The organism is Halorubrum sp. GN12_10-3_MGM, from assembly GCF_005435235.1.
Taxonomy (GTDB): Archaea; Halobacteriota; Halobacteria; order Halobacteriales; family Haloferacaceae; genus Halorubrum; species Halorubrum ezzemoulense.
Genome location: NZ_SGUB01000014.1, coordinates 56,341 through 82,294, shown reverse-complemented (window position 1 = coordinate 82,294; position 25,954 = coordinate 56,341). Strand labels below are relative to the sequence as shown.

Annotated in this window: 26 protein-coding genes and 1 pseudogene; 16 read left to right on the top strand and 11 right to left on the bottom strand. The window is 54.6% G+C overall.

All coding sequences use genetic code 11. From position 1 onward, the window contains the following. The 4 genes and pseudogenes from EXE47_RS11670 to EXE47_RS11655 form a co-directional block, all read right to left on the bottom strand. Positions 1–733, bottom strand: a pseudogene (locus EXE47_RS11670) (IS66 family transposase); the annotation flags it as partial. Positions 734–964: 231 nt separating this feature from the next. After that, positions 965–1,258, bottom strand: a complete 294-nt coding sequence (locus tag EXE47_RS11665) for a hypothetical protein (RefSeq protein ID WP_137708337.1) — start codon at positions 1,256–1,258, stop codon at positions 965–967. A gap of 69 nt (positions 1,259–1,327) precedes the next feature. Beyond that, entirely contained in the window at positions 1,328–1,564 is a 237-nt protein-coding gene (locus tag EXE47_RS11660) for a hypothetical protein (RefSeq protein ID WP_137708336.1), read from the bottom strand. A gap of 221 nt (positions 1,565–1,785) precedes the next feature. Further along, complete coding sequence (locus tag EXE47_RS11655; RefSeq protein ID WP_137708343.1) at positions 1,786–2,778, bottom strand: hypothetical protein; 993 nt, start codon at positions 2,776–2,778, stop codon at positions 1,786–1,788. 538 nt (positions 2,779–3,316) lie between these two features. Between EXE47_RS11655 and EXE47_RS11645 the strand changes: the two genes are divergently transcribed. From EXE47_RS11645 to EXE47_RS11630, 4 genes are all read left to right on the top strand, one after another. Beyond that, positions 3,317–6,526, top strand: a complete 3,210-nt coding sequence (locus EXE47_RS11645; protein WP_394348129.1) for a DUF5817 domain-containing protein — start codon at positions 3,317–3,319, stop codon at positions 6,524–6,526. 294 nt (positions 6,527–6,820) lie between these two features. Further along, on the top strand, positions 6,821–7,075 hold the full coding sequence (locus tag EXE47_RS11640; protein WP_137708335.1) for a hypothetical protein: 255 nt from the start codon (positions 6,821–6,823) through the stop codon (positions 7,073–7,075). Between the two features lie 110 nt (positions 7,076–7,185). Continuing rightward, on the top strand, positions 7,186–8,034 hold the full coding sequence (locus EXE47_RS11635; protein WP_158293607.1) for a restriction endonuclease: 849 nt from the start codon (positions 7,186–7,188) through the stop codon (positions 8,032–8,034). A gap of 167 nt (positions 8,035–8,201) precedes the next feature. After that, positions 8,202–8,633 carry a TRAM domain-containing protein gene (locus EXE47_RS11630; RefSeq protein ID WP_089308941.1) on the top strand — a complete coding sequence of 144 codons (432 nt, stop codon included), beginning with the start codon at positions 8,202–8,204 and terminating at the stop codon, positions 8,631–8,633. A gap of 66 nt (positions 8,634–8,699) precedes the next feature. Here the strand turns inward: EXE47_RS11630 and EXE47_RS11625 are convergent, their stop codons facing one another. Beyond that, positions 8,700–9,047 (bottom strand): DUF6788 family protein, encoded by a 348-nt coding sequence (locus EXE47_RS11625; RefSeq protein WP_089308940.1) that lies wholly within the window; start codon positions 9,045–9,047, stop codon positions 8,700–8,702. Between the two features lie 680 nt (positions 9,048–9,727). Between EXE47_RS11625 and EXE47_RS18460 the strand changes: the two genes are divergently transcribed. From EXE47_RS18460 to EXE47_RS11605, 4 genes are all read left to right on the top strand, one after another. Further along, positions 9,728–10,156, top strand: a complete 429-nt coding sequence (locus EXE47_RS18460; protein ID WP_158293605.1) for a hypothetical protein — start codon at positions 9,728–9,730, stop codon at positions 10,154–10,156. Positions 10,157–10,315: 159 nt separating this feature from the next. Further along, positions 10,316–11,383, top strand: a complete 1,068-nt coding sequence (locus EXE47_RS11615) for a hypothetical protein (RefSeq protein WP_137708333.1) — start codon at positions 10,316–10,318, stop codon at positions 11,381–11,383. Positions 11,384–12,387: 1,004 nt separating this feature from the next. After that, a complete protein-coding gene (locus tag EXE47_RS18725) occupies positions 12,388–12,783 on the top strand; it encodes a hypothetical protein (protein ID WP_199237892.1) in 396 nt (131 codons plus the stop codon). A 583-nt stretch (positions 12,784–13,366) separates the two neighbouring features. Continuing rightward, positions 13,367–14,191: an IS5 family transposase gene (locus EXE47_RS11605; protein ID WP_137708332.1), complete on the top strand. Its 825-nt coding sequence runs from the start codon at positions 13,367–13,369 to the stop codon at positions 14,189–14,191. Positions 14,192–14,589: 398 nt separating this feature from the next. Here the strand turns inward: EXE47_RS11605 and EXE47_RS11600 are convergent, their stop codons facing one another. Together EXE47_RS11600 and EXE47_RS19285 are read right to left on the bottom strand one after the other, a co-directional pair. Beyond that, the gene (locus EXE47_RS11600; RefSeq protein WP_089308937.1) at positions 14,590–15,027 is read right to left on the bottom strand and encodes a transcriptional regulator; all 438 of its coding nucleotides are present in this window, start codon (positions 15,025–15,027) and stop codon (positions 14,590–14,592) included. Positions 15,028–15,053: 26 nt separating this feature from the next. Then, positions 15,054–15,206, bottom strand: coding sequence for a hypothetical protein (locus EXE47_RS19285; RefSeq protein ID WP_345775822.1), 153 nt, complete (start codon positions 15,204–15,206; stop codon positions 15,054–15,056). Positions 15,207–15,936: 730 nt separating this feature from the next. Here EXE47_RS19285 and EXE47_RS11590 point away from each other — a divergent pair. The 7 genes from EXE47_RS11590 (at position 15,937) to EXE47_RS11560 (ending at position 24,076) form a co-directional block, all read left to right on the top strand. Further along, complete coding sequence (locus EXE47_RS11590) at positions 15,937–16,323, top strand: hypothetical protein (protein WP_199237891.1); 387 nt, start codon at positions 15,937–15,939, stop codon at positions 16,321–16,323. Continuing rightward, entirely contained in the window at positions 16,320–17,012 is a 693-nt protein-coding gene (locus EXE47_RS18455; protein ID WP_158293604.1) for a hypothetical protein, read from the top strand. Before EXE47_RS11590 ends, EXE47_RS18455 begins: the two co-directional genes overlap by 4 nt. Then, positions 17,009–18,058, top strand: a complete 1,050-nt coding sequence (locus tag EXE47_RS18720; RefSeq protein WP_199237890.1) for a hypothetical protein — start codon at positions 17,009–17,011, stop codon at positions 18,056–18,058. Before EXE47_RS18455 ends, EXE47_RS18720 begins: the two co-directional genes overlap by 4 nt. Positions 18,059–18,363: 305 nt before the next feature. Continuing rightward, positions 18,364–18,732 (top strand): MarR family transcriptional regulator, encoded by a 369-nt coding sequence (locus EXE47_RS11575; protein ID WP_137708330.1) that lies wholly within the window; start codon positions 18,364–18,366, stop codon positions 18,730–18,732. Between the two features lie 681 nt (positions 18,733–19,413). After that, complete coding sequence (locus EXE47_RS11570) at positions 19,414–20,733, top strand: methyl-accepting chemotaxis protein (RefSeq protein WP_137708329.1); 1,320 nt, start codon at positions 19,414–19,416, stop codon at positions 20,731–20,733. A gap of 1,000 nt (positions 20,734–21,733) precedes the next feature. After that, positions 21,734–23,026, top strand: a complete 1,293-nt coding sequence (locus tag EXE47_RS11565; RefSeq protein ID WP_137708328.1) for a Cdc6/Cdc18 family protein — start codon at positions 21,734–21,736, stop codon at positions 23,024–23,026. Between the two features lie 378 nt (positions 23,027–23,404). Then, positions 23,405–24,076: a recombinase family protein gene (locus tag EXE47_RS11560; RefSeq protein WP_089308993.1), complete on the top strand. Its 672-nt coding sequence runs from the start codon at positions 23,405–23,407 to the stop codon at positions 24,074–24,076. A 65-nt stretch (positions 24,077–24,141) separates the two neighbouring features. Here the strand turns inward: EXE47_RS11560 and EXE47_RS18450 are convergent, their stop codons facing one another. From EXE47_RS18450 to EXE47_RS11550, 3 genes are read right to left on the bottom strand one after another with little or no spacing between them, the layout of a single operon-like run. Continuing rightward, complete coding sequence (locus EXE47_RS18450) at positions 24,142–24,294, bottom strand: hypothetical protein (RefSeq protein WP_158293603.1); 153 nt, start codon at positions 24,292–24,294, stop codon at positions 24,142–24,144. Positions 24,295–24,296: 2 nt separating this feature from the next. After that, positions 24,297–24,542 (bottom strand): type II toxin-antitoxin system HicA family toxin, encoded by a 246-nt coding sequence (locus EXE47_RS11555; protein WP_089308992.1) that lies wholly within the window; start codon positions 24,540–24,542, stop codon positions 24,297–24,299. After that, the gene (locus tag EXE47_RS11550) at positions 24,542–24,799 is read right to left on the bottom strand and encodes a hypothetical protein (RefSeq protein WP_089308991.1); all 258 of its coding nucleotides are present in this window, start codon (positions 24,797–24,799) and stop codon (positions 24,542–24,544) included. Before EXE47_RS11550 ends, EXE47_RS11555 begins: the two co-directional genes overlap by 1 nt. Before the next feature lie 96 nt (positions 24,800–24,895). On the opposite strand from EXE47_RS11550, the gene EXE47_RS11545 reads away from it, so the two are divergent. Then, positions 24,896–25,108: a hypothetical protein gene (locus tag EXE47_RS11545; protein ID WP_137708327.1), complete on the top strand. Its 213-nt coding sequence runs from the start codon at positions 24,896–24,898 to the stop codon at positions 25,106–25,108. Positions 25,109–25,317: 209 nt separating this feature from the next. Here EXE47_RS11545 and EXE47_RS11540 read toward each other — a convergent pair whose 3' ends face one another. Continuing rightward, on the bottom strand, positions 25,318–25,857 hold the full coding sequence (locus EXE47_RS11540) for a hypothetical protein (protein ID WP_137708326.1): 540 nt from the start codon (positions 25,855–25,857) through the stop codon (positions 25,318–25,320). Positions 25,858–25,954: the final 97 nt, after the last annotated feature.

The following is a 25,954-nucleotide window of genomic DNA, read 5'->3' as shown; positions in this document are numbered from 1 at the left end:
GAACCACGTCAGCATCCTGAATCTCTTGACGGATCTGCTCGTACTCACAGCGACCGGCGCGCGCAGCGCGCTCGGTCGCGTGCCACGCGGATGCACCCGAGAGTTCGAGTCCGTGTAGTTGCTCGAAACGATCAGCGATCTTCCGGTAAGGAAGGCGGTGATCGTACCGTGACAGAGCTGATTGAGCGATGACGTTCACCCCGAACTGCCCCTCATCGGGGCAGTCGGGGTGAGCCGCAACTGTCTCTGTTCCACAGGAATCACACTGGTAGTAGTGGCGGTTGTACCGGGTGATTTCTGGGGGCTGGGGATCAGGGATCTCCTCGACGAGTCGGGGGCTAACGCCCACCGACTCGTCGAAGCGGTCGCCACACTCAGGACAACAGTCACAGGTGACTTCGATTTCTTCGTCAGGATCGGCCATAGAACGCCACTCCGGATCGTGACCATCCTTCCGACCGGGAGTGCCACCGTCAGTTCGGACATCGTCGTCTTCGTCATCTTGCGAGGTCGGGGACCCGTCGGTCCCCGACCGTCGCTTGCTGGGTGGAGTATGCGGATTCTCGTATTTGCGAAGACGTGTTTCGAGTTCTTCGATCCGCTCGTCCTTCTCTTGTAACTTCTCTCGGAGCTGTGCGTTGTCTTGTTCAAGCTCTTCGACTCGTTGTTCAAGTTGTAAACACCGGGAGAGCAACTCCTCTTTGGTGAGATCACCTCCGTTCACAGATCCCACCTTCCAGTACAGACAGCAGAGGTAACGGGATGGGCTCCACGACGGAGCCCATCCCTGAGAATCATCGCGAACCTCTGCTGCCAGTTCATACAGGCTAAGTTGTGCGCCTTCTATGAGATAGCAGCGAAATCAGTTCGGGCTAAACACGTACGTTCTCTCTATTGCTCATACTCGTTATGATGTTGGTCGTGGTTGCTGTGCTAAATAGGTCGAGCCACCGGGGTGAATCTCTCAATAGTCCCCGGCAGAGTCGAACACGTCGGTGAAGTCTTGAACAAGCTCTTGTTTCGAGCGGTCATCAGCTTGAGATGGGATCGGCGTCTCCCAGCATTCGATCTTGAGTGTTTGTGCGTTCGATATCTGAGCCGGATCAGTTGTCACATTGAAAATCGCCGTCTGATAGATCGCAAGGATTCGGCGATCATGGACACTAACGTGATCGATGCCAGCTCGCTTCAGGACTGCTGGGATATCCGTGGGACCAGAAAGAGAGACTGAGACAGTTGGTGAATCTGAGCCACCCATAGCTTCAGTTCTCACATCACACTGATAAACGATCCGTGCTCGAGAGCCTCAAGCTACTCGCGTTGATCACTAGACAAACGCCTGCGTCCGCTCTGCTGTGTGCTTGCTGACGACCTCGGTGACACCCTCGCGATTAAGCATCGCTTTGTGGAGCGCTTCCTCGGTTGTTCTCAGCTCGCTTATCTCGTCGGCATCGTCGATTCCTTCCTCCCATGCTTCGCGTTCACCGGATCGGAGGACTCCACGGTCGTCAAGCGCGGCGACCAGCTCGTACAGATCCTCGGAATACGCAGACAACTGCGCCATATCCCATTTTCCATTCTGTATATGGATTAGGTCTTTCTTTCAGACTCGAATCTGTTCACTGTGATATCAAGTAGAGTTCAGCAGACGATTGGTGAACAGTACGTGAGTAAACTGGTCCCCCAACTGGGTTGGTACTCTTGATCGGTAGCTCGAGAACACCCATGTCAGGACCGACGTCGACCGTGGCGTGTCTCGCCTCCTCGGCACGTCGCCAGACCGGCTCATCGGTCGCCACTCGAGCGCGTGTGATACGACTGTCCGGACTTGAATTCGGTCAACTCTTCGATCCGCGATTCGAGCTCTTCGACTTCGTCGCGAAGCTGGTCGGCGTCGTCAGCATCGCTCGCCGCAAGTTGGTCTTTCAGCCCTTGGAGCCGTGTCTCCTTGCGATCTTCGTCCACCTCGGCTTTCCGAACGTACTCGGTTTCTTCAGTCTCGTAGACATCGCTTTCAGCGACATCAGTCACCTCGAGGGCATCGTCAACCTTCCCGCGATCAACACTCACCACCCGGTCGCGGTCGATCCCAGCTGATTCGAGCGTGTCCAGCACTTCGTCGTCGTCTTTTAGCGAGCGGTTCGTCCGAGCAGTCCGCTGGACCGAACCGTACGAGCCCGAGACGGGCCGGTCGTGATGGAGCCGGTCTAACAGCGTGTCAGCGATTTCCTTGCGGAGGTCGTTGGCGTTCCGTTGAACGTCCGAGAGCAACGTGTACAGATCGATGAGCGTCCCCGTCTCGACCCCTTCGAGCGCCTCCACCTCGTGGCGTTCCAGTGCGTCGACGAGCAAGAGAGCATCCGCGTAGACGTCAAGATCTGGCTCCGTTCGTTCGTCAGGATCTGGCTCAGACGAAGAGTCCTCGTCGAGTAACAGCGAGGTGGTCGGCTCTTCTGTCTCGATGATCACACCCCGGTCGTCATTCACCTCAAATCGTGGGTGGAGACTCAATACCGTCGGGTACGGATCTGCATCGGGTGGAAGCCGATCGAGGTCAAATCCGTCGTGAGAGTCTGAGACTCGTCGATATAGCGTCTCGAACTGATCTTTTTGAAGCGGCCGCGACTCACCGCTGTCTGTGAACCTGATGATGACACGGTGTTCCTGGACGCCAGTGATCTGAAACCGGTCGTTTGAGAGTGGTGTCCGGAACGTGGCTCCTTCCGGAAGGTCATCTAACCGCTCAAGGAGATTGTGCCAGCTGACCCGAAACGACATATTCGTACTGAGATAGTCGGATGCTAAATGCTTGAGGCTGTTTACAGAACTCACATCTGTATCCGAGTGCGTGGATGCTGATTGGATGAATTCGTAGGAGGGCTCCCACATGGAACCCATTATAATTGCCAGTTAGCCGTTTTGAGGTGTATAAACCGCCTGAATACGGACACCGAGACGAAGTAACAATAATTGGATATATGTCTGACGCTCGGCGTGAGTATTAAGACGGAGGCCGGCGCAACATCGCAGTATGCACTGCTAGGCGATGTTTAGAAAGGGGGGAAGTTCCCCTGTTGGCAGCAGGGGCCGCTTGGGAAGGGACAGGATGGCACCTGTCCGAGGAAGTCTCCTACTCCTCATTTCTTCCGAAGTGGTCTTAATGGTTGCGGTGGTGAGAGTCATCTCCGGCTTTCGCCGATAATCCGACCTGCTGTCTCTGAGACGGCCGATTACCCGATCTCGGCCGTAGCGTCGAGCACGTGCGCGGAGAGCGCACTATGCAGGACCACCCGGCTCATGGAGGTGTGCCAGCGGCGTGAGTCGCTTCGCTGTCGTTGGCTGTTCCAACTGTAGCCAACACTGGGTCATCGAGGACACTGTCAGTAGTGGAGCTGCTACCGCTCGTGAGTGTCCTCGGTGTGGGAGTCAGCATTCAGATAGCCAGTTGCGACGTCGAGCGAGAGCGGACACGTGGGAGAACGCTGTTGAGCAACGGGCGGCGCTTCTCGCGAACACACGCAACGCCAGCGCTGAGTTCGACGAGGTTGGCCGCTACGGCGATCTTGAAGACGAATGGGACCGCGACCTCGTCGGCCAACCGCTCGGCGTACAAGTCCTTACAGGAGCCTTCTCAGACGACCAGCACCTCGACACAGCAGAGCGAGAGACATCCGACAAACCCGATCACGGCGCTCGTCAGCTTGGAGATCTCCGTTGTGATGAGGACGCAGGTCTCTGGATGGTCCAGCAGTACCCGGCTGTGTCGTCTGGGACAGTCCGCCTCGATAAGGAGAGTCGGCCGGGTGAACTCTGGCAGCGTCTTGTTGAGGTCCTCGAAGCCGATATTGCGCTCGCCGTGCGCGAACTCGTCGGTGGTGTCGCTGATGGGGTCGCCTGGCAGAGGCTTGAATCGATTATCGACGATCGGCTCGGGACAGTCGACCGAGAGGCCCTTCCAGACGCGGAGAGCCTGAACGGGTCGATCGTTGCGTCGACGCTGTTGAGCTTGTGTAAGGACGTCGAGTCCAAGCAGCACCAGCAGGCGCTCGAACTGCTCGAAAGCTTTGGAAGCGCAGAGTTCGGCCCGCTTGGTATCGGGTTCCCTGGTGAGCTTGCGGATGTTCGCCGGGTTGTGAAGCCATTGCTCGCAGCCGCAGATCATACGCCGACACTCACCGTGCGAATCGATGAGTCATTCCAGGAGATCGGCCACGCCGACCAACGCCGGCAGATGGTCCGGCTACTCAGTTGGCTTGGTCACGGTGTGGACGTCCGGGTCGTGTTTGAGTCGTCCATCTGGATGCGGCGCTTCGCTTGGAGTTACGATCCGGAGATCGATGTCGACGAGCTGGATGGGAACGTCCCGGACGTGGCAGCGTTCGATGTGAGTTCACAATGCGATACAGGCCAGCGCGCTCACGGAACTGTCGACGACCACGTTGCGGCCGCGTGTGAGGCGCTTGAGACGGACGGTGAGGTTGTCGCAATCCTCGCCCGTATTGGTGCGGAGGCCGGACAGACAGCTGCCTACGACGCGCTCTATGAGGCTGCTCCGTACGATGACCCTGACCAGTCCCGGAACAACGTCGCGTACCAGCTGCGGCAGCTTCGCAAACACGAACTCGTGACCGATCGCATCGCGACCAGCGACGGGAGCAAAGTCGCAATTCGCCCGGCTGGCGTGCGTTTCCTCGAAGAAATCCGCGGATCTGGAACGCGACAGAAACCCCTTCAGAATTTTGTGAGTCGGACCGGAAAATCCGCCGACAATCTGGAGTCTAGACCCGCGCACACACGTGAGGGGGGAACCGGGTGGAGCCGCGACCGCCTCCCAGCACTCCACACCATCCAGCCGCTTCCCCGCTCTACGTACCAAGCCGCCGTCGCGGCGACCCCCGAGAATGGCGTCGCAACCGTCGATGCGGCGGTCTCCGAGTGGGACGATCGAGCGGCTCCCCGCCGCTACATGGACTGGGACGAGAATCGCCTCGCTGTAGCCGCCGAAGTCGACAATCCGATTCAGTGGGCAGTCTGTACTGCTCGCTCGTTGGGTGATACATTTGTCTGGGACAATCTGCTAACTGACGACCGGCTCGACGAGAATGGCGACTTCCGCCGGCTCCTCCAAGAGGCACCTGGCGTTCTCCAAAATAGTGCGTGCCTCGGGTGGATCGCTGAGGAAGACGAGCTAGTTGATGATATCGGTGAGTTTGGGGACCGAATACAAGCTGTTCTCGAGGAGATTTGCGAAATGACGCGGGACATGACTCACGGCGAGTACCGCGAGTATAACTCTCGGACAGCCTTCCGGACGAAGATTCTCACCGAGTCTCTCGGTGTGATCGGCGTGATGACCCGATTACTGGATTTCGCCGGTGTTGATGTCCTCCGTATCGGTCAGATGCCCCGGTTCAAGAGTGATTTCGATGACGAGAAGCTCTCGAGTATCGCGAAGTTCGTCGGGATCAACTCGGCGATTGGGTCGAAGTACGGGATGGCATCGGTGTTCCGGCAACTGTTCGAGGACCGTGATGAGGTCCTCCGCTGGTCGATGGACGTTGATGTCGACGCCGCAGAGCCGTTCGGTGAACTCATCGGCTCGTGGTGTCTATTTGCCGATTACGGCGAGCGCCAGGAAGTGTTCGCTGAGAAGCTTCGGTCCAATGTCTCGCCGAAGGACATCCGGGATGATGCCCCCGAGATTGGCGTCCGCGTTCCTGTTCAGACGTCGACGAGCCGAGCCCAGTACCGGGATCTGCTCGAGGAAGCGCTCGAGGCGAAGAATCTTCTCGCGACTCCAGAGGCAGTATCGGTACTCCACGGGCTGTGTCGGTCGCCGCTCGCTATCGCGAACGGCGTCGCCCGTGCCTTGGAGCCAGAAGTCGAGACGCGACATATCCGATCTGTAGAGCTCCGGCGTATCATCGCAGCACTGTCACCAGAGCAGGTCCTCCGGGATGTGTCGTCAACGCCGCGAAAGGCCCTCGTGGCACTCGCTAATGCCGATGAATTCCTGACGCAGTCAGCACTCGCCGAGAGAGCCGGCGTGTCGGCTCGCTCGCTTCGTGACCACCTCCCCGACCTCGTTGACGCCGGAATCGTCGCGATGACGGATGCTGGCTACCGACTCCAGCTGTCGTTTGTAGAAACGGACTGGGACGACGGAGAACTGCCTGAGCGGTACCAGGATATCCACCCACAGTGGGTGAGCGATCCGACCGTCAGCAACGACGTCCACGCTGCGGCTGGAGCGTTACGGACAGCTCGGGAGCATCACGGGCCAGATGGACCAGTCTCACCAGAGGAAGTCGGGTTCGCTGGCGATGTCTTGCTGGAACTCACAGAGCCGTGGCCGTTACTCGATGAGGTGCTGCCAGCGCTGTGGGCAGTGACCGCGAGAGCGTGCTATCGAGAGGACGCCACTGTCGCTGGTGGCGCTCTGGTTGAACGTGAAACTGAGATAATGGGGAGACGTCCACGTCAGTTGAGTCTTCAAGAAGCGACTACTGGGAAGCCTATCAGCTGAACTCTGGAGGCATTTTAGCGCCTGTCACCGATGATTTGTGAAGGCTCGGCACCTTGTCCTCGCTATCATATACCTCACGAGATTGTTGCGCCACATGCTGTTCCTCCTAAATCGCTCACCAACGTTTACCCCGTTTATTTCGTCTTATTCTCGATGAACTAGCCAGTAGATTGAGCCTGCGAACCGATCGGGCCTCTCCATCGAACTCTGAAGAAACTCAGTTGAACTGTGGAGAAATCGGAATGACATAGTGGGTGGGAAGAATGATTATTATTGAAAAGCAATCAAAAACGAATGCCAGCACCTCCCAGCAGAAACGAACTCGCTCCCGACGACCGGCGCTTTAGTGCAGTCAAATTTGACGAGTGGAAGGCACCTACTGACCCGGACTTCTACTACAAGGTCGCAGAGTTCGACGATTCGGACGCTCTCCCCGTTACTTCTATCGGACGAGGCGAGTCACTCGTCATCTACAACACGGACGGAAACACGGTAGCGTCGTGGGAGGGGCCTGATCATCCAACGGCAAGTAAGATTCCTGATATATGACGGAGCACCCGACTATCTGGGCGTTGAAGATTCAACCCAACTCCGCAGCAGAAGGCACTACTCCATACGAACTCTGTAAACGAAAGTGTATTGTCGGGACGGGTTGGGGATTGGAAGATCGCTACGATTCGAAAGAGGAGGCGCTTGAAGTCCACAGGGAGAACGGAGCGACCGACCAGTACGATAACGTTCGGTTCCCGATACGGGCTATGATTCAGAGAGCATCAGGAGAGGACTATGTCTGGGTGAATGAGGGAAGCGAATACGCTCTCTGCCACATCGAGTCGGACTGGAAGCAGCATCCCGTCTCGACGGACGAGACCGACGAGTGGACGCGAAATGATATTCACAACTACCGTGATGCGACTTGGAGAATCATCGAACCGGCACTCGTTCCCGGGTATATCAAGCGGTACTTCGCCGCTCCCCGTGTCCCCACGATGGCACGGCCGAAGGGTGGGAAAACCGAGAGCGCGAAACGGTACACGACGGAACTATTCAATGAGAACCCGGACCAGATAACCGAATTTGTGGACCTTGCCAAGGTGACCGAACAAGTCGAAAAGAACGATCTGTCACGTGTATTTGACCTGCTCGATCCCGTTGAGACGGAAGACATCGTAATCGACTATCTCCAATCACAGGGATGGCACGTCGTCAAGTCCTCAACGTCGCGGGCGCAGCCAGGAATCGAATGTGTGCTTCGTCGGGTAGAGTCTGAGCCGGAGACAGCGTACGCACAAGTGAAGTCCGGAAGTTCTTCAGTAAACGTTGAGGAACTTGAAAATTTGACTGACGACGCGACCGTCTACATCCATCAGTACGAAGAACCGGCGGCAGCACTATCCGAAAATATAGTTTGGGTGTCGCCGACACAAATACAGAACCACATCGTTGCCAATCCCGGCTACCTACCCTCGCATACACTATTCAAACTCCAACTCGGTTTAGAATATTAGGAATCTGTGATTGTGTGCCCTGTATTGACCGATCCGACCTGCTAGTTTTCAGAGGAGCTTCTGTTCGAGATACGCGCGTTCTCTTCAGCACACACTGGATTACCATCTCAGAGGACCGTAAAACGCGAGATTTAGGTACTGTGGGTAGCTTATGCTCGTGATACTTGATGATCGAGATTCCTGATTCGCTTCGCTCTGTATTCAGTGCTCAACTCGAAGAACGTGATGGGTCATATGTCGTCGATATTCCGGCGAGTGAAATCGAACATGACACGCTCGCTGCCAACGAAACGTACCGCGTCGCGATCTTGGCGTCAGAACCCTCGACAGACCAGAAGACTCACCAAGAGCAACAGCAATCGACTACACAAGATACGGCTCCGACATCGGGCGGTCCGCCGGTAAATGAAGGTGAGGTCCGCGACGTGACGATCGAAACGACTGGTGATCAGGGCGACGGCATCGCGAAGGTTGAACGGGGCTACGTCGTGATCGTCCCCGGCGGACAACCAGGTGATGAGCCGACAGTCGAAATTGAGCAGGTCCAAGCAAACGTCGCGTTTGCCAGCATCGTCGCACACGACTCACGGGCGCTCTAACGTCGATTTATCACCGACCGCCTGTAGGGCCGGCGTCGTTGAGATTCTACCCTGCTCGATTCACGCTTACTCACTGCCTGGTTTCCCAATGTACTCTGATTTCATCGTCCCATTCTCACGATAGTACCGATAGAGATACGGGCCGTGCATATCTGCGAGATCCCCGCTGGCGCACTTACAACTGTCATCGCCACAGGTGACCTTCTCTTTGACGACGGTTCCGCTCTCCGCATTGTCGGGTTCGTCGACGGGCTCGGCGGCTTCGGGAAGCTCGTTGGTATCGACCGACTGGTCGCGATACTCAATGAGCGCCTCAACGTAGCTTTGTATCTCCTGGAGCGTCTCCGTATCCTGTTTCGGGAGTCCCTCTGCGAGATATTTTGGGAGCGAGGTGGGTGGTGACGGCTGCTCCATACCTTATGTAACAATTGGTGCCTCTTGAGCGCTCGGCTGATACATAAGGCATTGAACCCGCTCGATCAACTGTGAGTTCTTCAGCAATCACTCGAGATCGTAGGCCGCAATCTCGTCAGCGCCACACTGTGGACATTCATCGATGTCCTCCTCGACGCTGTATCCGCAGTGACGGCATTCGTAGAGTGTTGTCGATGACGGCTCAGGTCTGACGATCTGTTGGATGAACTGTTTACTTATCATTGATGGGATCGACGATTTCGCCACAGCCGGGGCATTCGGCCCACACGCCCGGTTCACCGCTAGCTGTTTCATACTCGATGATCGCGTGCCGACCGGTCACTTTCTCACCGCAGAATGAGCAGGTGCCACGGACCGTCTCTGGATTATCGGGGGTCATTCTCACGAAATCGGCGGCTCCTTTCAGGGGGAGAGGGAGCGTGTGACACTGTTTTAGAGCTGGTTCGGTCGGTGAGACCGACTCAGCTTTGCCCCCTCACCTCAAGATTACAGACTCTGTGATTTATACTTCGGGTGAGCGAGGCGAAAGTACTACTCTAAAAAAATCAGCGTGACCGCGGGTCGCAAGTAGCCATCGCACAGTTGTGATCTGTGACGAAGGTAGACACCCAGCTATTCCATCGACATGCTGCTCTACATCTCGCGGCATTTCGTTCACGATGAATCCTTCATCGATGCGGTGGCTGGAGATTCTTCATCTTGAAATCCGACTGAGCGACAAACTGCCCGGCCAGTTCAGCCAACTTCCGGGTTCGCTGGATGTCGGCCAGATTGTGCTTACAGAGTGGAAGCCAGTCGCCGGTCTGGAACGCATCAACAGCTTCGGCGCTATCGTCAAACGGGTCGCACGTCTCCTCACCAACAAGAACATCATACACGCCAACGAGATCACTCTGATCGTGTGTATTGAACCGGTCAACCACTTGTATCATGTCGGCGTACGCGATGTCACCGAAGGGCCACCGCAGTCCATGTTGGAGAAATCGCGTCCGACAGAAGGGAAGATCGAACCCACCGTTCCACGTCTCTCCGTTGAACGCGGTCACGTAGTGGGTGTCACCATTGAGTTGGTCCGAGTCCACGCCTGACACTAAATACTATTAGTATCCAACCTTACCAAGTCGTTCCAACGAGAATTTGAAAATACTTGGTAAGGTATATAAAACAAATATATGTGTGTGTAATATCTCTGCCATATATACTATATTCGCACAAAATATATACTGACTTAGCGTCAAGGAGGAAATATGGGAAAAATCAAGCCTCCAGATACCCCATTGTCGTCGCCAGCCGTAAACTCTGATGCAATTACGAAAGAACGCCTTACAATTCTCTGGGCAATCACGCTCTGGTACAACGGCGTTGGAATTCAACACGGATCGAATTTCTATCACATAGGTACTAGCAAACCACCGTCACTTCAGTCATTAATCGGCTGCTCTGACAAAGAGTGGGAGACGGACTACAAGCCTGCGTTTGAGCATATTTCGGAGCAAGATGGTGTTACTGAAAAGACTATCCTCCGTCGAAAAGTTTCTTGGGCACCAACGGAGATCTCACTTAAACTCACTTCCGAACTTTTTGCTGACTATGTTGAACAAATTGTTGTTCCAAGTTCTGCCTTTGATCCGAATAAAGGCCATATTGGTGATCCGCTTGAATCATTACCCCATCGTACTGCTGTGGAACAAGCAGCATCGTGGCTTGACGGAGCGGGATATCGGTGGACACTCTACCCAGGACAATCAGGGCATCCACGGGCAGATCTCCACGGAAAGCCACAACATTCTATTCACTATAATACAATAATGGATTCCGAAATTGAGATCATTTCTGACCACAATAATAAGGGAATGTACGTCAAAAAATACGCGATGTTCACGGAAAAGCCCGGAAAATCGACCTGGATATTCGAAAACCGAGCGGCTGCTGCAAAAGTCATTAATATGCTCTCGGAAACCAGTATCAAAGGATATTTAGAGAATAGAAATCCTCCGTGTAATATTGATAATACCCCATTACGGAATATAGAAAATTATGCTATTGATACACTGAACAAATACCTCAAGCAGAGTAGAGAAAGCCCGAAACTTGCCTGCCCAGGAATGGATTACGTTCAAACGATCACTGGGATTTACGAGAGTAAAAATTCCAATCTGATACGGCGACCGGTCACCGTCTGGAATACGAATACCGATGAGATTGAACTTCTCGCGCCGATGGATCGAAAATGTAGTATCACCCTTGAGGAACTGAATGCTGGGGCTGAACTGCGAATGGGCAAGAGCAGCCCGTTCAAAATACCTCCCAATTAGAGTTACGGATTAGACAACGTGTAAAAAGAATGGCATCCGACGGTTTAGATTTGCTTGTATTCTTCTGGGCAGCTATACTTAGCACGTCATAATATATCCTCGGCTAACTGTATCTGAAATCTGAGTTCTTTATCGAAACGGTTGTACTAGCGGTCTCGACGAGAGAATTATGTGGATCGACGCAGAGCTGCCGCTGTCGGCGGCGGTCAATCACCGATGTGACAGCGTAGCCACTCCTGCTGGCTTGTTCGATCGGTGGTTAGTGGTGGACTGATCGTCCGGTGTTCGGTTCGTAGGGACGGGTCAACGCACTGTGATAGCCGGCCACGCAGCACGTCGAACCATATTGATGAACTCTTTATATGTCCACCACGAGAGGCTATGCCAGTCTCAGCGGAGCGTCGCCAGACAGATGAGTTTGACATCAAATTCTCCAATATCAATATGTGCTAAGATCTCTAAGAAAACCGAAGCCAACTGAACTGCTGTAAATAAAAACGTTCCGAGCGGGACTCCTCGCAGGGTGAATACTCTCGACTGCCGGTGGATACCCCCCATCAATCTGATATCATAGCCTCGGTCAGCAATCGAGTATCTGGGGTATTTCATAATTACTTCATGGGCTCCGTATGGGATCCTCTGTAGAGTCCAGACTACCGTCCCATTCTATTATTAGTTCTAGTAGACAAATACCCAGATGGCAAAAATTAATTGATCTTAGAGGATTATGCCCTCTTAGATAAGATGAAGACAAAGGCCACTAAAGTTGATCATCCCTATGACAGATCCCATTTGGAATCAGGACGCGTAGGCGCAATACGTACCCGTCGACAACTCAGATTGGTTCTCAAAGAGGTCAAAAACAGCTATAGAGGCATTCCCGTAGACAATATTCTATCGTTTAGGTATCTCATAGATCGAGGCCTTCCAACCAGAAAAAGTGTCTATTTGCCAAATATAACTAGGAGATTTAACGGTATTACTGTAGGTATGGGGGTAATAGTATGACAGATTCCGAAGAGCAACCAAATAGATTTATTGATAAATATTCATCTAATGTTTCAGTTGAGACAAACAAAACAGATGAGGGTAGTGAGGAACAAGGCCATAATATCCCTGCGGACAAAGAAGAAAATACAGATGGTAGTGGAGAAAATGAAAACAGTAATTCGCTTGAACTAGATTGTACTGATTCTGGAGATCCGATCAAGGACCGCGAGAGCGTCCTAATGTATCTGCCGAGTAATCTCCGGAGTGAACTTGATATCCAATTTGATGAACTAAATGCAAAGCACAAGCGCCAGCACGATGAAGCACTTGAGAAGAACCGGGATTATTATCCAGCCGTGATACAGGCAGGCTTAACTGGCAAAGACCTAGAAGAAATCTTAGACATCTAAGAGATCTCCCATCACATATACTCGAAGTTTGGCGGCAAAAATCAACCCCGTCGTGATATGATCGAATTATTACCAAAACTCCGTAATCTATTTCTGGAAGGTCCGTAATCTATTTTTCATAGCTGCGTAAAACAGATAAAAAACTGCGAAAACCCTTGAAATTCTGCGTAATGCCTGTACGGACATTATATGTGTTTTATTTGCGTTTGAAGGCTCATGACTGTGGGAATCAGTAGATTAGCCTACTGCGTAAAATCCAGAGTAAGTAATATAATAGTATAGAAAGGGGGATTTGAACGTAGGCGGAGAATTCCAAGCGGAGCGTATGATGATATTTTGATATACTCTGGCATCTCGGTTGGAAGTCATATTGGGGCAGAGGATGAGCAGGAGGTTGTCATCTGTATTGACGAACTCCGACTCAAGGTAAATTTGCTTGGAGTGTTTTGATTTGAATTCCGTTGGTCAGATCCAATTTTCTTAGAGATCTTATTGAATCGGTTAACATTGCTCTGTTGAAGAGCGATCTTATCAGCCGATATCACTGGTTTAGAAGGGTGAAGCCGAGGAAATCGAACCTGACATGGAGATCGACATCCTCGACTTCATCGAGCAGTGTCGTCACCTAGCTAAACAAGCGTTGGGGAAGCACGCGGGCGAGCCCGCCAGCGGCGGGTTCGCCCGCTGGGTTCACGTCGTCCTCCACTGTTTTCGCGTCGAAGAAACCCACAGCTACCGTGAAACGCCGAATCGGCTGAAGTACATGGACGAGGTTCGTGACGCTCTCAACCTAGATCGGGACGAGCTCCCCGATCACACGACGATCTACAAGTCGTTTGATCGGCTGAAAATGTGGGTGTGGCGGGCGCTGCTGCGCGTCTCCGCGCAGCAGCACCCGCAGTCCGGCCACGCTGCGCTCGACAGCACGTTTTTCGACCGGCTACGTGCGTCATCGTACTTCCGCCAGCGGGCAGGACGGACAATACAGACGCTGAAAGTGACGACATTGACTGATGTGGAATCGCTTGCTGTTCTCGATGTCCACATCAACGCACGGTGGAAGCACGATACGAAGACCGGACCGCAGGTCGTCCGCCGGAACGCGGACGACCTGCAGTCCGTCGCCGCCGACAACGGCTTCCAAGACTGGCATTCCGAGTACGAAATCGCCGCACATGACGTCGAGTACCTCGTTCACTACCGCGGCTCGTCAGCGAACGCAGCCGCGAACAACGCGCTCAATCGAGCGAACGGTTACTCTCAGCGGTGGATGGCCGAAACATCGTACTCGACGACGAAGCGCTCGCTCGGCGATGCCGTGCGAGCGCTCGGCTGGTATCGCCAGTTCCGTGAAATCGTCCTGATGTTCGCCATCACCAACATAGAACCACTGTGTGAGCCGTTGTAACCGTGACTCAGCATCTATTCAACAGAGCAGTTAACATGACCTCTCGAAAGCGGGGCCGTCGAACTCTTCCTCTGGGAAGGAATCTAAGTCCGCAAGATGCGGTACCAGTTCGAGCAGATGGAGGCAAGGCTCGATCACCTCATCAACAACCTCGGTGTGGGATCGACCCCAACGGATGTAGTCGAAGAACGATTCGGGACAGTCAGCGAATGGCCGTGCCCGCCGGCATCTCTGGTGTGGAGTTAGCCGACAGCCCACTGCCGTACTTTCAGAGCGCAGGGGACTCCTGATCGATCGGACGAGGAGGCAACTGTCCGGGATCAGGTTCTCGACGAGCGGGATGCAGTCAGTAAAACGGGCGACGACGACTGATCGATCTGCCGTCGGCAAGGTCGAACTCACCCTAGGGCAGCGTCGTCGGCTGGGTGTAGTGTCGAAATATCGAGACTGACCTCGATGGTGTCGTAGGTATCGCAGTCGAGACGCTCGGCCAACTGGCGGATGCTGTCCGGGCGCTCGGCCATGATGCTTCGGAGGCGCTCGACGTGACGATCAGTGAGAAGCGCTCGGAGGTCACTCGGATTCTGGAAGTTGATGACGTGCGGCACCTCTTCCCCAGCTTTCCAACGCTCTAGCCGGTCAAACGCGTCTTCACGGTACGTCTGTTCGGAGTTAGACGTGATCCGGAGTACCGAGGGGTAATCTTCAGGATCGCGATCCTCGAGGATGCCCGCCTCGGCTTCGATATCATCCATCACGACTTCCTCATCGCCAGAGCTGGTACTGTTGACATCGTCGGAGTCGTCGAGCATGGTGGTATTGGGTTCGTCGGGCATGGTGGGTCACCTCTCATGACGGTCGTCTATCTCGGTATGGAGCTTCCGGACATGGGGTTTGAGACCGATATACTCGATATCTCATATACGCGATCGGGCGTGTGGCAGTGGTGGTGATCAACCGTATGATGGTCTGCTATGTTGTCGAACCGCAGGTGAGTTCGACCGTCTTCGGCCATGTACTGAAACCGGCACTTGACCCCCTCGGGGTAATCGGTCGCTTTGCGGGACGTTGGTCGCAATCATTTCGCACTGGGAGCCGTCGTCGAATGTGGTCTCCTCTTCGTAGATGACCGTCGATCCTATCTGTGTTGTTGGTGTTCAACACCAACGAAGCGGCGGCGGAGAGAGTCAATGTCAGTTCTTGCCACGGTAGATGCTGTTGATCTCATATTCATCGTCTATGAGAAGTATATTTTTAGCTACCGGTGGGAGTGGAGTGTGGTTTAACAGGAGATTAAGACTACAGACAGATTCGACCGATACAAGCACTCAAAAACGCAAATACAGTGGATGCGATTTGTGACACGGATATAAAAGTTACAATCGCTCGTCTAGCGGAATAGCACGATCCAAGAGAACTCCCCCGGCGCTAGGACGCCGGAGGAATCGTGCTGCCAACCCAATGACAGCAATCAAAAACACCAGGGTCAGGAGTCATAACTCTGTCTCTCAGAGCACTACTCTCAAAACTGACCCATTGACAGACAGCATCGTACAACCCGCACACCAGCGTGACAAAGCGCCCAGCAACGCCTACATCCAAACCATAGATAGTCAACCTAGCGAGCCAACCGGGGAGTCGCAGCCGTGGCGACAGGGCACTCTCGATGAACACTTCGCTAACTACAGCTCGTCGAAGAGACGGCAGCCACGTCGACGGACTGCTCACCTACGGAGGCGATCTGAATGACGGATACGCTTGACGAGACGGCGTCACTCGCGATCCCAATGGATCCCGATGTCGCATTCAATGCGATTGGAAATAGTCGCCGACGCCGCGTCGTATTGTCCCTGTCACGCGCTTCCAGGGCAGTCCCCACTAACGAACTTGCGGTCGAAATCGCGGCCATCGAAAACGCGATTGATCCCAGTAAGGTCGGCAGCGACGAACGCACGTCAGTCTATATTTCGCTGACCCAACAGCATCTCGAGACCCTCGATGAAGTCGGTGTAGTCGACTACGACGACCGATCCAAGACCGTAACCTCGACAGACGCAACTGAACCACTCGCTGAGTACATCCGCCGGCTCCAGACAGCCTGCTACAAACCAGACCCCGAGGAGAGCGCATGACTGATACACAAGCCCGTGCCCTCGCGACGCTTCGAGACATCGACGCCCGCTTCCATCGCCTGTTCGAGGCGGTCGATACGGCTGACGAACCAGCAGCCACACCGTCCGCAGACCCTCTCGCCACACTCCGGCGAGCGCGGTCGCAGATCGATGCTGCGCTGTTCGAACACCAGCGTCGAACAGATGACGGTATACTCCCTGACGGTGGGTCATGTGTCCTCCAGTGGGACCCACCTCGTACTCCACCGCGACGACTTATTTTCGACCCAGACAGCGACGGCAACACTTGGACCCGCCGCGAACTTGAGTGGACAGGTGAAAGCTGGCGTACCTGTGGTCGCGACAGTGTCACCGACGTCGCGATCAGCGCACCAGCGGAACCACGATATCCGGATCCCACCGACCCGCCGACGATCGAGACACAGCTTAACTGGATTCGCGATACGTGGACTCATCCGGATCCAGACGTCCTCGTCTTCGACGCAACGGCGACAACTGAACAAGGTGTGCTTGGGGCCGTCGACGGCGAACTGCGGTACCGGGAAGCCGACAGCCCCCAGTGGGTCACCGTCACCGACGAAGCAGCACTCTCCCACCATCTCCAGCAACAGGGCCAGCCGACCATCAAAGCACTCTCAGAGACCCCACTGACACGCCACCTCTTCACCCCCAGCCCACTCACCCGATGAGCGCGAACGAATCTCACCTCCCAGACGGGTACGCAGATCACCTGCGCTCGCTCGCGGAAACACTCACGTCACTCCGTGAAACACTCGAAAGCGACCACACGCTCACAACTGACCAGCGGATGTTCGCCCGCCGCCTCCTGTATCTAACCAACCAGCCCATCAAAGAGGCCGAACGGATCCTTCCTGACCCAGATTGTGACAGTGGCTCGACCGACGACAATATACTAGATTCTGCCGACGACTACGCAAATGTACTCACTCACGTCGAAGAACAGTTATGTTGGCTGATCCGTTCACTACAGGCTGCGCTGACAGACGCCAACTACGACGAGGCACCCGCTGAGAAGTTCACAACAGCGCTTGAGTACGCCACGGCGCTACGCGACATCATTCCCGCGGTGCCGACAGAAAGCCCAGTACTGGCCACTCAACCGGATATCAATATTGGCGAAATCGACCCACATGTTGGGGGTCGTGGTGACAGTGATGGGCGGTGGCTCGAGTACCAACTCGATCGAGCACTCAACCGCTGGGGATACGGGGCGGCAAGACGCCAGCACATCTTCAGTCTCGAGGTTGATGTCGTTGCTCGGCGACGAACGAAACAGCAGGAACCCAGCGATTGGATCGTCGCTCAGTGTAAAGACTGGACGACGGACCCAATCACACCGCGTACCCTCTTTCGGCTCTGTACAGTGGCGTTTGCCTGCCGTGCGATGCCAATACTCTGCCACACAACCGAACTCACTCCGCGAGCCGAAAAACTAGCACGGGAACTCGAAGTACGGGTACTCACGCTCAAGGATTTAGAGCGTGCAGAACTACCTGCCCCGCGTGTAGCCAAGCCGACCACGGAGCTTAACGAGTGGGGGCCGCAGTATCGGGCTCGAAAGGATCGCGGCTCGTTCCCACTAATGTTTCGTGGAGAGCCAGGGAAACGCTTCAGCTACGTCCCTGGATTCGCTCCTGTGGGAAATGGTGCCGACTACGAGCCAATCGAGAGCGACCAAGACGACGATGATACCCATCCCGCTGCGGGCCATTAATCCCGACAGGATAGAGTGTTGAGTAGCTAAACAGCCAGATTTGGACTTCTAATCTCTGAGTTTTCGATCTTCTTCGAAGCACCTCAGCCGTTGGTTTCACCGGCACTCATGAGAGTGTCAGATACTTTCAGGAACCCTACTTGATCACGATTTCTACAGAGGAAACAAGGTGACTGCCTCAGAATCAAGCCTCGAGGCGGGCCACCGACGCAGTCTGGGAGTTGCGACCCGATATGCTTCTTATTCCATCCGGGACAACGGTCCAGCGAAACTATCATATCATCCTCTAATAAGTCGTAACAAGGATGCCAGTTTCTGTCGACGAACTCACGGCTGATGAGCCGTTCCCGGTTAAACCAGAATCAAACCAGTGTAAGGCTCTCACCTTCCTTGTTACACACCACGAGTATGGGTTCACACCACGTGAAATCGCAGGTCAAACAGCCCTCGACCAAACAACTGCTGTGGATGCCTTGGCTCGGCTCTTCGAGAACGAACTCATTAATCGAGCAGACGAGGTGTATTATATTGAGCCACGTCGAGTCGATGAGCTAAAACATCGGCTTGAGTCGCTTGATTCAGCCGTCCGCCTATTTGAGGCGACACCCAACGACGACAGCTACGCTGAAGAGGGCTGGGAACAAGAAGTTCTAAGCATCGATCCAGATAACTGAATAGAAATATTCGGTGAGGGGAGTCGAGAAATAGTACGGTTTGAGTGGGAGTTCTCATTGTGGGGATCAGGAGACACCCGTCCAGGGAAAGAAAGAGATATTCTTAAGATCTGATATAGGGCCGAAAACCCGGGATCAACCCCCACCCCCCGTTTGCGAAATGTAGCGCGGGATCAGGGGTGGGGGTGGGTCCAGCAGAAGAGGCCGTGAAACCACATAAAACACGGATATTGGCGGTTAGATTGTCTGAGACGCCCGTTTTCTAATTAACCGTTTCTAAGGGAAACGCTTAATAGAAAAGCGTTTGAACAGTATCCGTACTGCAATTAATACAGGTGCCAACGAGGGATCGAGGACGGCACCCGACCAGCAGACAATATTCTTTTGTTTCTCGTGTTTAGAAACCGTCTCTGTCGCGTTTTCACCGTGTGAACAGGCAACCACGAGTCCCCACCCACCCACCAATTTCACCCAAAGCATTTCGCAAACGGGGGGTGGGTGTGGTAAGTTTCAAGATAACGAGAAGAACGCCCACAACCTTACCAAGACGTTCCAACGATTCTGTTCAAACGGCTTGGTATGGTCTTCACGATCTCTCCCATGGGGGCTGCTCCTCACGTCTTCTATCAAACCGAATAACGGGAGCGAAATCCACATCAACCCGAGTTGATTCCGCCCGATATGGCCGCTTCGACACACAACGACCAACTTCAAGACGAGACTACAGAACCAGACACCGACTTCTGGCGGCACACCTTCGAGCAGTTCATCGAAACGCTCCCTGAGGCGGCGTTCGTCGTCGACGACGCCGGCGACATCACCCAGTGGAACACGGCGACAGCTGATCTCCTCGGTCTCCCCGCAGCCAAGGCCGTTGGCATGAACGCCTACGACGTGTTCGGAACCGAAGGCGAAGACGAAACCCTCGCCGAAGAAGTCGTCCGCACTGGAACGCCCATCCGTGAAGACGAGTTCCGATCTGCCGAACGTCCAGATGGAACACAGGCACACGCCCGCGCGATCGCGACCCCAATCGAGACTCCAGCTGGGAAAGTTGTCGGCGCGGTCGAGTTGCTCTTCGATGTCACCACTGTCGTCGAACAGCGAGAGACGCTCAGCGATCTCCAGGAAGAACTCTCGGACAACGTGGAAACGTCGATGGCCCAGCTGGGCGAGTCGACAACCGAAGTCGCAGACCGCTCAAACGAGATCACCCAGCTCGTCTCTGAACAAGCAGCCGAACTCGAAAGCACCCAAGGCGACGTCTCCGGGTTCAGCGCCACTGTCGAAGAGATCGCCTCTAGTGCCGAAGAAGTCAGCAACCAAAGCGCCGAGTCGAAAACACTCGCGGAAGACTCCGTCGAGACCGCGGACGAAGTCATCGATCAGGTGGACGATACAGCCGAGAAGTCAGCAACGGTCGCGAACGACGTCGCAGATCTACGAGACGAAATCGAACAGGTCGAAGAGCTCGTCGGCGTGATCAACGACATCGCTGAGCAGACCAACATGCTCGCGTTGAACGCCAATATCGAAGCGGCCCGGAGTGACAGCGACGGCTTCGCGGTCGTCGCCGACGAGGTGAAGAGCCTCGCAAACCGGTCCCAAGAACAAGCCGACGAGATCGAAGAGATCGTTGCGACGATCAAGGAGAAGGCAACGCAAACGACCGACGAGATGGAGGCCGCCAACGACGAGATACAGTCTGCGAGAGCCGACATCGAAGGCGTCCTCGAGAACCAGAAGCAAATTCTACAGGCGGTCGAACAGACCGAGAGCGGGATCAGCGAAATCGCGACGGCGACGGACGAACAGGCGAGCGTGGCGGAAGAGATCTCGAGTGCCGTCGACGACGTCTCCGACCGGGCCCAGGTCGTCAGCGAGGAGATCGCGGAGATTGCGGATGAAAACGAGAGCCAGACGGAGATGGTCTCTCGTCTCACCCAGGAAGTCGAAGACATCGACCGGCAGCTCGCGAGTGTGATGGATCAGTCTGTCTGAGGGTCTCGCCTTGGTGACGGACGGTACGTCCCACCCCACGTTTCCGCTCTAAAACCGCTGAATATCAGCACTTCAGCCCCTTTCGCGCAATTTGACGATCCACATACACCCCCCATTTCCGCATAATTGCGTGTCGCGCAAGACCCCCCCATTTCCGCATAAATTCGCAAGACGGAGGCTGGGTACAGCGTATTCATGGGTGGACATTAGCCATCGACCACTGTGATCTCAGGTGAACACACACACACCCCACGTTTCCGTCGTTAACCCTCGGAATCACGGCTGTTCACACCGTCTCCCGCAGTCGTTTCTACACGAACCACACACGGGGACCCCCGGTTTGGAGTGAGCTCTCCAATAGGCGGACGACAATTTGACCACAAGCTCACACACGGAAAGGTAGAAGACAATACCAAGCAGTATATAAAGACTGTATAACACTAACGTCTTGTTAGCTCTAATAGACAGTAACAACACTTTATTCTCTACATTTGTTGTTTGTTTGTTGCCTTTACCATTACCTATATAATATAGTAATGTAGTAGTAGTGTAGAATATCTCGAGACGAACTGATGGTTGTCATAGAGGAGTATTCGTTCTATTGTTACTCTCGCTCAAAGACCCAGATCAAGTAGCTCAGACAAAATAGGGAGCGTAAAATAAGACGGGACCGAGCTCCCACGATGGGGCAGTCCGACTTCGGCTGGAATCTCTCGTCTTCAATGTACTGCCAATCTCGTTGGCATACTCACTCCAAACGAGGGGTCCCCCTCTCTATCAACAATCCGACAAGCTCATTCCAAACCGGGGGCCCTCCATATCAGATCCCCAAGATGCTCACTCAAAACGAGGGGTGGGGTACAACCGACACTCACTCAAAACGAGGGGTGTAGGCTTCTATCTTATCCTCGGCAAAACCCGAGCTAAAATCCGCACACACGGCGAACTCACTCCAAATGAGGGGAGGCAGTTTTATCACCCTCTCGCTCAACGTCGAACCATGACCAATACCGACGACAGCGGATTTTCGGTCGATCAGGTGATCGGCAACTCCCCACGGATTTTCCAGGACAAATCTCTCGTCTCGGTTGGCACTGTCCCCGATGAAGACCGGATCGTCGGACGACAAGAAGAGATTACGAACGTCGCACTCAGCCTCGAGGACATCATCTACAACGACGTCCCAGACAATATCCAGATCTATGGCAAGACCGGTACCGGGAAAAGCCTCGTCTCACGACACGTCTCGTCGAAAATCGTTGAACGCGCCCAAGAAAACAGTATCCCTGCGACCAACGTCTACATCGACTGTAACGCCAACAATACTATCACACGCGCCTCGCGAACGCTGTACTTCTCAGTTTTCGACGAACTGGACGAGAAATACGGGATCAAAGCTCAACCAAGCATCTCACCACCACCGAAGCGTGGAGTAGGCTGGAAAACCTACACCGAGAAGCTCTGGGATCTCGTCGACGACTACTACGATGGGCTGGTGATCATTCTCGACGAAATCGATCTGCTCGAGGACTTCAACAGCCTGCTCCATGCTCTCTCCCGCGCCCGTGAAAACGACGAGATAGAGACTTACATCTCCATCGTACTTATCAGCAACAAAACGACGCAGTTCCGGAACGAAGTCAACCAGCGAGTCAAGAGCTCGATGGGTGGGTCTGAATTCGTGTTCTCAGCATACAACGCCGAGCAGCTGGAAGACATCCTCGAGAACCGTCGCGATGCATTCGAGGAGGGAGTTCTGAGCGAGGACACGATCTCGAAGGCCGCGGAACTCGCCGCCGACGAACACGGCGACGCCAGAAAAGCGATCGAACTCCTGAATAAGGCTGGGATGATGGCCCGACGGAACATGGACGAGACCGTCACCGAAAACCACGTCACCGAAGCAAGGGACCTCGTCGAAGCGGATCTCCTCTCGAAAAGCATCAGCACACTCCCGGATCAGGCGAAACTTGTCCTATATACGTTGACGAAGCGGCTTAACGGGAGAGGCGACACCGTTTCAACGTCGCAAGTCTACGACCGCTATCAGACCGTCGCGAAGGACGTTGAATCAAACGTCCTCGGGTACCAGCGTGTCTCGGACCTCTTGGACGAATTGGAGTTCTTGGGCGTGACGATGAGCGAACGAAAGGGCCGCGGCGACAGACGTGGGATCAAAAAAGACCACGAACTCAACCACCGCCCCGAGATCGTGCTCGCAGCCACACTCGCTGAAGACCCACGACTTCAGGATCTCGAAAGTGTCTCTTCGCCCGAAGACATCCTCCAGTGACGTTCTGAGACCCATCACCATCGAAATGAAGGCCCTCCAACTCCGAAGTGAAATCAATGTCCCAGCTAACGTCTCTCAACGACATCGTCGATATTCTACATTATTAAATGTATTCAAACAGCGAATTTAACCGCATTACATCGATTCGACACCGCTGTTCGAAATTTTTGAGCCTTATGTAACCATCTGTCGAACAGCTGCGGGCAACTGATACATAAGATTTTGAGAGCAGCGACCGACTGATGCCCAGCCGAGCCGGTGTGACCACTGGTCCCGATAGTCTCTCCCATTTCGGCTGTTGGGGTGCGCAGGTAGTGTAGAAAATGCCCACCTGCGCATATCTTCGGCTATTTATATATTGAACCCCTCCGTGCGAGTATGACCGACAGCTCGCTGTCGATCGCAGGCTACGCACGTGTCTCGACTGTCGAGCAGACACTCGACCGCCAACTGACTGGGATCTTCGACTACGCCGAACAAAACTTCGAGATCGACCGTGCCGATATCGAGATATATCGCGACAAATCAACTGGGACAGATGTTGAGCGCTCCGGGTACCAGCAGCTCGTTGAAGACGTTGAAGCTGGTACTGTCGACGTCGTCGTAGTGTACGAGGTCTCTCGTGTTGCGCGTTCAATTCGTGACCTTTCACGGACTGCGGACCGCGTTCGCGACGCTGATGCTGAACTCCACGTTGTATCTGAAGGACTGACGCTCCGACCTAGCGACGACGACCCGTATCAAGATGCGCTGTTTCAACTGCTTGGCGTCTTCGCTGAACTTGAGGCAAAGATCAAACGCAAAAACGTCGCAGAGGGTATCGCAGCACGGCAAGCAAACAGTGATTACCACCATGGGCCGGCACCACTTGGCTTTGAGAAGGAGGATGGCCGACTCAGAGAGGCCGCGGTGTATGATCGTGTCTGTACGGTTCTCGACGCTGTGGTTCGTGAAGAGATGTCGAAGCGACAGGCGTCGAAAGAACTTGATACAAGCCGTCGGACGATTCAGCGAGCCATTGAGGATCGGTCCGAACTATACGGTCTATAGAAGTTCGGGCTGTGCCTCGATGCGTGATATTACGGGTGAAATGCTCTCATTAGGAAGCTACAAGTCTACTCGTCGACGACGGTCGCCTCGCTCGGCGGCGCGATCTCCAACTCCTCGGCCTCGCGCTCGATCTCCTCGCCCGTCGTTCCGGTCGCGTCGGCGAGCACCTCGCTGAGTTCCTCGAGTGTAATTGCGTCCTCGGGTGTGTCGTATGACATGGTCAAACGACGGCGTCGATCCACCGACAAAAGTTGTGGAAGTCGTTCGCTCCTGCCTGATCGGCTATATCGTGGAGCGTTCCGTTCGGAATTGGGTCTGCTTTCGGGACCGTCACCGTTCGTACCTCGCCCGTGTCTTCATTCTCATACTGGAGCGTCGTATGGCTCCCTTTGCCACCGACCGGAATGAACCCGTGTTTCGAGAGCCCTTTGATTACTTCGCGCGAGGAAAACGTCGTTCGGACCACTACTCAAGCCAGGGGGGCGTCCCTTCGCTCCCGATCTCGACGTCAATCCCGAGCTCCTCTAGGTACGCTTCGGGGTCGTCGATCGTCTTCCCCCGGCCGTAATGGCTGTCGAGGGCGTCTGCGAGTTGTCGAAGGGCCTCGGTTTCACTCTCACCAAACGACGCGACACCTGATTCAATATGTCGCGCCGTCACCCGACCGTCGTCCTCTTGGACGAACTCGACCCCGTCCGGAGGATCCTTCGCGAGAGTAGACATACACGAAGATACGGCTCCCGGCCGATGTAAAGTTTTGCCACGGGGAGATCACCCGTCTTAACCAACACTCTCCCGTCGTAGTTCCGTATTTCCCGTATGTTGGCCAAGACCTACCGCTCTCGTCCTCGGTGTCGTCGAGCAGCGACCGGACGATCCGAACGGTCGCGTTCAGAGCTCGGCCTCGATCTCTCCCTGGTCGACCGCGTTGAGAAATGCCCGTGGGTTCCCGGCGTGCTGGTCATCGTTGAGCGTGAGCTTGAGGTCGCCGCTCTCGACGGCGTCGATCTTTGTGTATCTGCCCGCTGGTAGGAGTTTCCGTCAGTTTCCATGTGGTACAATTGTTCGGGTTCACGGCTGCTATCTCGACATGTGGTCCACCGGTCACAAAGATATGAGGTGTAGCACCAACTTCGCATGAGGTCTCTTATCACTGGATGAGTGCAGAACGCGTTCGCCCTGTCCCCCCGAATCGGAACCAATAGTTGGCCGATCTCCGCCATTTCCGGGTGTAGGTGGCCTCAGCCGAGACCAGCTCGCGATCGCAATTCGTTCACCAGCAGGCGAATGATCTCCTCTCGTTGATCGTCAGGAACTGGTCGACCGCGAACCTCGGCGAATTTGTCGTCCCAGTGGTCGATCCACGAGTCGAAGGCATTGTCAAACGCGTCTTCGGGATCATCTGCCGTCTTGACCGTCTCGATCTGCTCTTCGATCGCATGTTTCCGCCCGAGTGCATCCAGTTCCGCCTCGATTACCAAGTGCGGGTCGAAGTCGAACGTGGCCTCGTGCTCGGTCACGCACCACGTCTCGTCGTCGAGATCCAACCGGTAGTCTGTCACCACGTGAAACCGAGCCGGCGAACGATAGCGTCCACCAAGTTGGCTATCTGAGAGGTACATCGTCGGGTGCCGTTCGAGCCGGAACGCGAGGAACTCTCCCTCGTCGATGCGAAAGTGCGTTCCACGGTGCCGGATCTTCTCGAGGGTCACCCCGTCGTCGGGCAACTCAATGGAACACTCGGTCAGAGTGGCAAGCACCCGTCTCTTGGCCGTCGTCATTGGCGGTCGAGATCGCTGTCTACAGCCCAGTAGTCGTTCTTCCTGCTCTGTTGAAGAGCGATCTTATCAGCCGATATCACCGGTTTAGAAGGGTGAA